At 46.4% G+C, this 7827-nt stretch carries 7 protein-coding genes; 4 read left to right on the forward strand and 3 right to left on the reverse strand.

The window, feature by feature from the left end; all coding sequences use genetic code 11:
- The first annotated feature begins 91 nt into the window (after positions 1 to 91).
- Complete coding sequence (locus tag PAE54_RS09110; protein WP_326519197.1) at positions 92 to 1228, forward strand: endonuclease/exonuclease/phosphatase family protein; 1137 nt, start codon at positions 92 to 94, stop codon at positions 1226 to 1228.
- 297 nt (positions 1229 to 1525) lie between these two features.
- Here the strand turns inward: PAE54_RS09110 and PAE54_RS09115 are convergent, their stop codons facing one another.
- The 3 genes from PAE54_RS09115 to PAE54_RS09125 all read right to left on the reverse strand — a co-directional run bounded on the left by PAE54_RS09115 (position 1526) and on the right by PAE54_RS09125 (position 5616).
- Positions 1526 to 2632: a glycosyltransferase family 4 protein gene (locus tag PAE54_RS09115; RefSeq protein ID WP_326519198.1), complete on the reverse strand. Its 1107-nt coding sequence runs from the start codon at positions 2630 to 2632 to the stop codon at positions 1526 to 1528.
- 17 nt (positions 2633 to 2649) lie between these two features.
- The gene (gene lpxL / locus PAE54_RS09120) at positions 2650 to 3588 is read right to left on the reverse strand and encodes an LpxL/LpxP family Kdo(2)-lipid IV(A) lauroyl/palmitoleoyl acyltransferase (protein ID WP_326519199.1); all 939 of its coding nucleotides are present in this window, start codon (positions 3586 to 3588) and stop codon (positions 2650 to 2652) included.
- Positions 3589 to 3702: 114 nt separating this feature from the next.
- Complete coding sequence (locus PAE54_RS09125; RefSeq protein ID WP_326519200.1) at positions 3703 to 5616, reverse strand: ATP-binding cassette domain-containing protein; 1914 nt, start codon at positions 5614 to 5616, stop codon at positions 3703 to 3705.
- A gap of 34 nt (positions 5617 to 5650) precedes the next feature.
- Between PAE54_RS09125 and PAE54_RS09130 the strand changes: the two genes are divergently transcribed.
- From PAE54_RS09130 to PAE54_RS09140, 3 genes are all read left to right on the forward strand, one after another.
- The gene (locus tag PAE54_RS09130) at positions 5651 to 5896 is read left to right on the forward strand and encodes a SlyX family protein (RefSeq protein ID WP_326519201.1); all 246 of its coding nucleotides are present in this window, start codon (positions 5651 to 5653) and stop codon (positions 5894 to 5896) included.
- A gap of 70 nt (positions 5897 to 5966) precedes the next feature.
- Entirely contained in the window at positions 5967 to 6974 is a 1008-nt protein-coding gene (locus PAE54_RS09135; protein ID WP_326519202.1) for a hypothetical protein, read from the forward strand.
- Positions 6975 to 7005: 31 nt separating this feature from the next.
- Positions 7006 to 7827: PIN domain-containing protein (locus tag PAE54_RS09140; RefSeq protein WP_326519203.1), on the forward strand; the 822-nt coding region annotated here is incomplete at its 3' end.

The following is a 7827-nucleotide window of genomic DNA, read 5'->3' on the forward strand; positions in this document are numbered from 1 at the left end:
TGTGCTTGACTTGGAAATGTCGGTATAGGACATTTCTATTTGGTTTTAAGGTAGGACATTTCTACTTAGGAATAACAACTGGTAAAAATGCATGCTATGGATTGAAATCATGGCTATTTTGGTCATTTGGCTGAGTTTCTGGTCGCTGATTCCTCGTGATGAATGGTGGATTCGAGGCGCAGATTTTCCACGTTTACAGATTTTGACTTTGGGTACAGGGGTTTTGTGCTTCCTGCTATTTTGGCCGCATGATTGGAACTGGCAGCGTGAACTAATTCTGGCGGGACTGATTGCCGCAATCGCTTATCAGTTAAAAATGGTGCTGCCTTATACCTTTTTCTGGAAAAAACAGGTTAAAAAGGTACGACCTCAGCAATTGAATCCTGAACAGCAGATTTCTCTTCTGGTGTCGAATGTACTGATGCCGAATACGCAGTATGATTTACTGATTGCCCATATTCGAGATTACCAGCCGGATATCATTTTGACGCTGGAATCTAATGCCGACTGGCAGCAAGCTTTGCAGGTGATTGAACAAGACTACCCTTTTCGCGTGGCGGTACCGCTGGAAAATTTATATGGCATGCATTTATATAGCCGCTTGCCACTGCAAAACACCGAAGTCAAATTTATTCTGAGTGATGACATCCCTTCGATTCATACCACCGTGTTGTTGCCTTCAGGTCAGCCTGTACAGCTCTATTGCTTGCATCCCAAGCCACCCAGCCCAACCGAAGCCAATGAATCAACCCTGCGTGATGCTGAATTACTGATTGTCGGGGATCAAGTGAAAGATTTGCAGCAAAGCTGCATCGTGATGGGAGACCTAAATGATGTGGCCTGGTCTAGAACGACGCGTTTATTTCAACGGATGAGTGGTTTGCTGGATCCTCGGGTGGGGCGTCATTTTATTAATACTTTTCATGCAAATTATCCGTTATTTCGCTGGTCACTCGATCATATTTTTCATAGTGCTGATTTTGCCTTGATTGATATGCGTCGTTTATCCCAGATTGGCTCGGATCATTTCCCGGTTTATACCGTATTGCAGAGCGGACGTAAGTTTGAGCGTATTCAGCAGCCTTTAGCGCAAACGCCTGCGGATGAGCATGAAGCACAGCAAGCCATACAGCAAGGGATTGAAAAAGCCGAAGCTGAAGAGAAAATTGTGACGGATGAGATTGCACGTGGTTATAAAAATCAGAGTGAAAATTCCGAGAAGAATTAATCTAAAAGTGTACGAAAATGCTCACACGGATTGCAGCCGATGACGCATGGTCATAGGGGGTAAAGCAGATTAATCTAAAGACATCAGCACAAGGAACGGGAATGGACAGTCCCATTAAGGAAAGCCAACGCTGAAGGATGAAAATCAAGGATTAGATGGTGACAAGGACAGCAGGCGAATAATAACAATAAACCTGAAAGCACAACCTCATGTACCCGAGTTCAGCAGGAAGCGGAACTCGGGTTTATGATTTTAAGTTTTTCTCATTTTCAGCTTGTCGTATAAAAGGGGGATCACTTATTTACCCCGAATCACTTGTTGATAGAGTTTTAAGGTCTCATCACACATCTGCTGCAAACTAAACTGGCTGACCGGAGCAACTACCTGTGGCTGTTCAATATGTTGTCTAACCGCTGACAATAGAGCTGCATGATCATCGACCTCAATGAGCCCTTGCGGATAGAGCTGTGACAAGATTTCAGCCACGCCACCACGGTTCCAGCCAATTACTGGTGTTCCAACCGATAAGGCTTCTAGAGTGGTACGGCCAAAGGTTTCTGCCTGACTGGATAAAGATAGTACTACATCACTGAATGCCAACCATTCACGAATGTCCGAGCGATGCCCCACAAAGGTAATTTTGTCCCGGAGTTCCTGTTGTTGAATCTTGCCCTCAAGTTCATCGAGATAGGCGGCTTTTTTCGGATCGGCGCCACCAACGACAATCACGTGTAAATTCGGATAGTTCTGCTGGAGCTGGCTGACCAGTTGGATCAGGGTTTCATGGCCTTTTAAACGGGTAATCCGCCCGGGTAGACAGAGTAAGAATTTATTTTCCAGTTGCGGGAAATCTTTGAATGTTTGCTGCAACCATTGGGCTGAAGGCTGATAGCCATGTGGGAAGGCCTGCGGGTCAATGCCACGGTAAATCCGAACAATATGCTCTTTGGGACAGGCCGGATAGTTGTCGTGAATGTAACGCACCACGCTATCGGAGACGGCAATGACTTTTTCTGCCTGAGTCATGATGGCACTATAACGGTTAACCGAATAAAAGCCATGCACAGTGCTGATCAGGTGCGGGCGTTGTGCCACTGGAATGCCCTTGAGTGCGAAGTGCGTGAGCCAAGCCGGAACGCGGGAACGGACATGCACAATGTCGGGTTGATGCTGTTGGAGGAGACGACGTAGTGGTGCAATCTGCCACAAGCTGGACAGCGACTTTTTATGAATTGCGAGGGTTAAATGGGTAGAGCCTTCAGCTTCGAGTTGAGCGACTAGACGTCCACCATTCGAGACCACTAGTGACTCATGCCCTTGAGCGACCAGTGCTTGGGCAATTTCTAGCGTGCCACGTTCCACGCCACCACTATTCAGTTCTGGAAGAAGTTGCATCACTTTCATGGATTGCGCTCTCAAGATTAATAAATTTTATCGTAGCCTTCAGGCCGTGTTTTAAATCGGCGATGGAACCACATGTATTGTGTGGGTGCGATACGTAGCTGGCGTTCAATGATCTGGTTGACCCGGGTGGCATCCGCGACTTCATCTTCACTCGGCAGATGATCCACTGCGGGTTCGATCAGGATGCGATAACGCGGATCGCGAACATCACCCTCACGATAAAAATACAGGGGAATTGCAACGGCTTTGGAAATTTTCAGCAAACGGCGATGTGCCGTAACGGTTGCAGCCGGAATACCAAAAAAAGGTGCCATGACACCTTGTTTCAGGCCGTAATCCTGGTCGGGACTGTACCAGATCGCACGGCCGTTTTTTAGATGGCGGATTAGGCCGCGCATATCATCATGGTCAATCTGGTGTGTGTAGATGGTCGCGCGGCAACGGTAAATCAGCATATCAAGCAGAGGGTTGTTCTGCGGGCGATAGACAACATCAGGATCAAAATACTGCCTGCAAAGATAGCCTCCGGCATCAAGCAAGGTACTGTGCGTTCCTAACAGCAGGACGCCTTTGCCTTGTGCCTGGGCATCCGTCAGATGTTGCAGGCCTTCAATCGTGATGCGTCCTTGAAACCATTTCGGCGTGTACCAGGCATTCAGGGTTTCAAATACGCCGAGCATCATATCCACAAAAACCTGTTTGGCCTGTGCTTCACGCTGTTGCGGTGACCATTCCGGAAAACAGACTTCCAGATTGCGTAACGTGGTTTTGCGGCGTGACTTTAAGCGTTTAAACGCCACAGCCCCGAGAAATTGAGCAAGTCGATATTGTACCGCCCAAGGTAAAATGGCGAGCAGCATCAACAAGACAATGGCAATCCAGATTCCCCAATATTGAGGCAACAGGAAAGACCATTGAAATTCACCGGGAGTGTAGTTTTGATGATGTTTGCTCATAGGTTTTGATGATACTGAAAGCGCGAAATCTGCACGCAGTGTAACAAGCGTGCCCGCATTTGGAAAATACCAAGCTTCTGCAAGTGAACATGCAGAAGCTCACAATCAGGGAAATTAGTTGCCTTGGCTCAAGGCTTCCAGCTCGGTCCAGCGATCTAGTTTTTCCAGAAGCAATTCGTCAATTTCAGCCAAACGCTCACTGGCTTTAGTTGCTGCCGCTGCATCCTGTACAAACCATGAACCGTCAGCCAATTTTGCATTTAACTCGGTTTGCTCGGTTTCTAAGGCTTCAATCTCTGCGGGTAACTGGTCAAGTTCACGTTGGTCTTTGTAGCTGAGTTTGACCTTTTTTGCGGGAGCTGCAACGGGGGCACTTGCTGCTGCTTCAGCTTTCGCTTGTGCTTTTTTCACATCACTTTTTTGATCCACGACTTTTTGATCAGGGCGCTGCAGCAAATAGTCCTGATAACCGCCGATATATTCATCGATATTGCCTTTGCCATCGAATACCCAGGTCGAGGTGACCACATTATCCATAAAGGCACGGTCATGGCTGATCAGTAGTAAAGTCCCTTTGTATTCCGACAGCATGTCTTCGAGCAATTCGAGAGTGACCATGTCCAGATCGTTGGTCGGTTCATCCATCACGATCAGGTTAGATGGTTTCAGCAAGAGTTTTGCCAACAGAATCCGGTTACGTTCACCACCGGATAAGGCTTTCACTGGGGTACGTGCACGCTCTGGTGAGAACAGGAAATCCTGCAAGTAACTGAAAATATGGCGGCGCTGACCGTTGACATCCACAAAGTCACTGCCTTCGCTGACGTTGGCTGCGACTGATTTTTCCAGATCCAGCTGGTTACGTAGCTGGTCAAAATAGGCGATTTCCAGCTGGGTACCGGTTTTTACTGAACCGCCATGTTCGATTTCACCCAGAATGGCTTTGATGAGGGTGGTTTTACCCACACCATTGTCGCCAACCAGACCAATACGGTCACCACGTAGCACCAGTGCCGAGAAGTCTTTGATAATCGGATGACCATTATACTCAACGCGTAAATGTTCAATATCAAAGACCAGTTTTCCAGAGCGGTTGGCTTCTTGCGTTGCCATGTTGACTTTGCCTTGCTGAAAGCGGCGTGCTTTGGACTCTTCGCGTAACGCTTTTAAGGCACGAACACGACCTTCGTTACGCGTACGGCGTGCTTTAATCCCCTGGCGAATCCAGGCTTCCTCTTCAGCCAGTTTCTTATCAAACAGTGCATTCTGTTTTTCTTCCGCTTCCAGCTGTTGTGCTTTCAGCTCAAGATAACGTGAATAATTGCCTTCAAAACTGCGCAACTGGCCGCGATCGAGTTCGACAATTCGTGTCGCCAGACGATCGACAAAAGAACGGTCATGCGAAATGAATAATAAAGTCAGGTTGTTCTGATCAAGCAGAAATTTTTCCAGCCATTCGATGCTTTCCACATCCAAATGGTTGGTGGGTTCGTCCAATAGCAAGACATCTGGCTGTGTTAGCAGGGCACGTGCGAGTAGTACGCGACGTTTACGACCACCGGATAAATCCGCCAGGTCAGCATTGGGATCCAGGCCCATTTTGCCCAGAATGGTGTTGACCTTGTTTTCCAGGGTCCAGCCATCGAGCTGATCCAGTTTATGCTGCAGTTCTCCCATACGGTCACAGGCGGTCATGTCACCGAGTACACAGGCATCACTGGCTTCATGATACGCTTTGAGCACTTGCGCGGCTTCCCCGGCACCTTCAGCGACGATATCTGCCACTTTACCGTGATCCATTGGGACATCCTGTGCCAGCATGGAAATCGTAAGGCCATTTTGAATCGAAACTTCACCACGATCGGGCAGTAAACTTCCCTCAATCAGCTTAAGTAAAGTAGACTTGCCTTCACCATTACGGCCGATTAAACAGACTCGTTCGCCACGCTCTAGAGTGAAGTTCGCGCCATCGAGTAGGGCCGGTCCACCAAATGCCAGCTGGACGTCCCTTAAAGTAATATAGGCCATAATGTTTCCTAAGATCCCGATTGAGGAGGGTTAAATGACTAAACAACCATACGATGATGATCAAGCGTCATTTTCCGCACCGATTGAAGATTTGCAAGTGCGAATTGCATTTTTGGATGATTTAGTCGATCAGCTTAACCAGCAGATGGCTTTGCAGACACAAGAAATAGCCACGTTGAAAAAACAGATGCAGTTGCTCTATCAGCGTGTCGAGTCGGCAGATCTGTCGGAAGGGATTGCACCTTTTGATCCGTTGACCAACCGACCTCCGCACTATTAATCGGTTCCGCTGCAGTATTTTTCAACTGTGTTAATCTCTCTCGTCTTTGATTGATCGATCTTGAATACCAATGAATAAAGTGATCCTGTTTGACCTGGAACAAAATATGCCGACAGCGACCGTGTTGCGTGAGCTGTTACAGCATTATCACACGGTGTACTTGTTCAATTGTCAGGGAAAATTTGACTATGCATTGGAAGACCTGACGGAGTTTGCCAGTTGGCTGAATAGTGGACAAGTGATCGTGCTGGATGTCCCGCAAGTTGAGCATCAGGAATATGCCTATGCTGTCGTGGTTGGACAGTTGTTGGCTTTGCTGGAAGCTGAGACCCAGATAGAAGTCATTTCCGCGATGTCCAGCATTGAGGTGTTGTTGCAACTCATGCAGGGTGCCGGTCTGTTTGCTTCACTGATCCGGCTGGAAAGCCAGACGGAATCCGCATCTAGCGCGAGCAGCTATCGCTTGCCGAGTGCTCTGGCCTTCCAGCGTAAACCGGCACTTCAACTGGTCAAGAAATACTGTGATGCTTTAGGGGAAATGGCTGGAAAACCCGGCACCATTGAAGGATTAAAAAATTCGATCGGTAATATCCTGCACGTATTGCCAGAGCAGGCTCAACAACTGTTGGGGATGCTAATTAAGTTAAAAATAGTCAAACGTTATGACCAACAGGTGAGCTACCGTAAAAAAATCTTGAAACAGTGGTTACAGCTGAAACTGGATCATCTGTTGCAGGAAACGGTTGTAGACGTTCAGGAAAACAATGCTACGAGCCCAGCAGAATTATCTTCAGTGAAGTCCTTTCCCTCCGTACAGGCCCTGTTGCAGGCTCAGCCTAGCGCTCGCCAAGAGCAACCCGATGCTATGCTGATTGATGCCTTGCAATGGGAAATGGTGCGCGCGCTGAGCCAGTTAAAAACGGAAAAACCCAAAGATATTTTTGAGCTGCGTGATTTGCTGGAAAAACTCTATCCGGAAGCGGATGTGAAATTGCTGCTGAAAGAGCTGTTGGAAAAAGGCTATATCTACTGGAATGGCCATGAAGTGCTTTATAGTTATGAACTATCTTTAAATTAATCCATATTAAAAATCGCTTGAGGGGGCGAGAGTGAAAAAAATATTATTATTAGATATTGAGAATTTACCTAAAACGGAAAAAGACTTACTGAAGTACTTATCACAATATCAGTATGTTTATCTTGTTTATGCCAAATCACCAATCAATTTCAGTTTAGATGGGGTGGTCAAACTTGCGCCTTTTATTATGAATGGCAGACTTAAGGTTTTAAAAATGCCTAAAGTGGGCAAAGACGCAGCTGACTTTGGATTAACTTTTATTGCGGGCCAACTCTCAACTCAATTTAAACCTAAAGAAATTTCATTCGATGTCATGTCAAATGACCGATCGATGGAATACGTTGCTGATCTCTTAAAGATTGCACAATTTGAGGCTAAGATTCTGCATGAAAAGCCGCTTTTGCCTCTCACTTTGATCAAAGAAATTAAAGAGGAGCAAGACATTATTTCGCTAGTTAATAAGTATTGTGAGAATTTAAAACGTAATAATTTTAGTAAACCTGCAAAAATAGAAACTTTAATTAACTCATTGAAAGTAAACTTAAAAATTGAAGAAGAGATTGCCAAAGTCGTCATTGAAGAACTAAAAAAATATAAAATTATTAAAATTGATCAACTAAAAGTGGAGTATATAAACGTTTCACTTGATCGTTATTTGAAGATGATATCTGCTGAGACTGCTGAGACTGCTGAGACTGCTGAGACTGCTGAGACTGCTGAGACTGCTGAGACTGCTGAGACTGCTGAGACTGCTGAGACTGCTGAGACTGCTGAGACTGCTGAGACTGCTGAGACTGCTGAGACTGCTGAGACTGCTGAGACTGCTGAGACTGCTGAGACTGCTGAGACTGCT

Source organism: Acinetobacter minutum (assembly GCF_035916735.1).
GTDB lineage: Bacteria > Pseudomonadota > Gammaproteobacteria > Pseudomonadales > Moraxellaceae > Acinetobacter.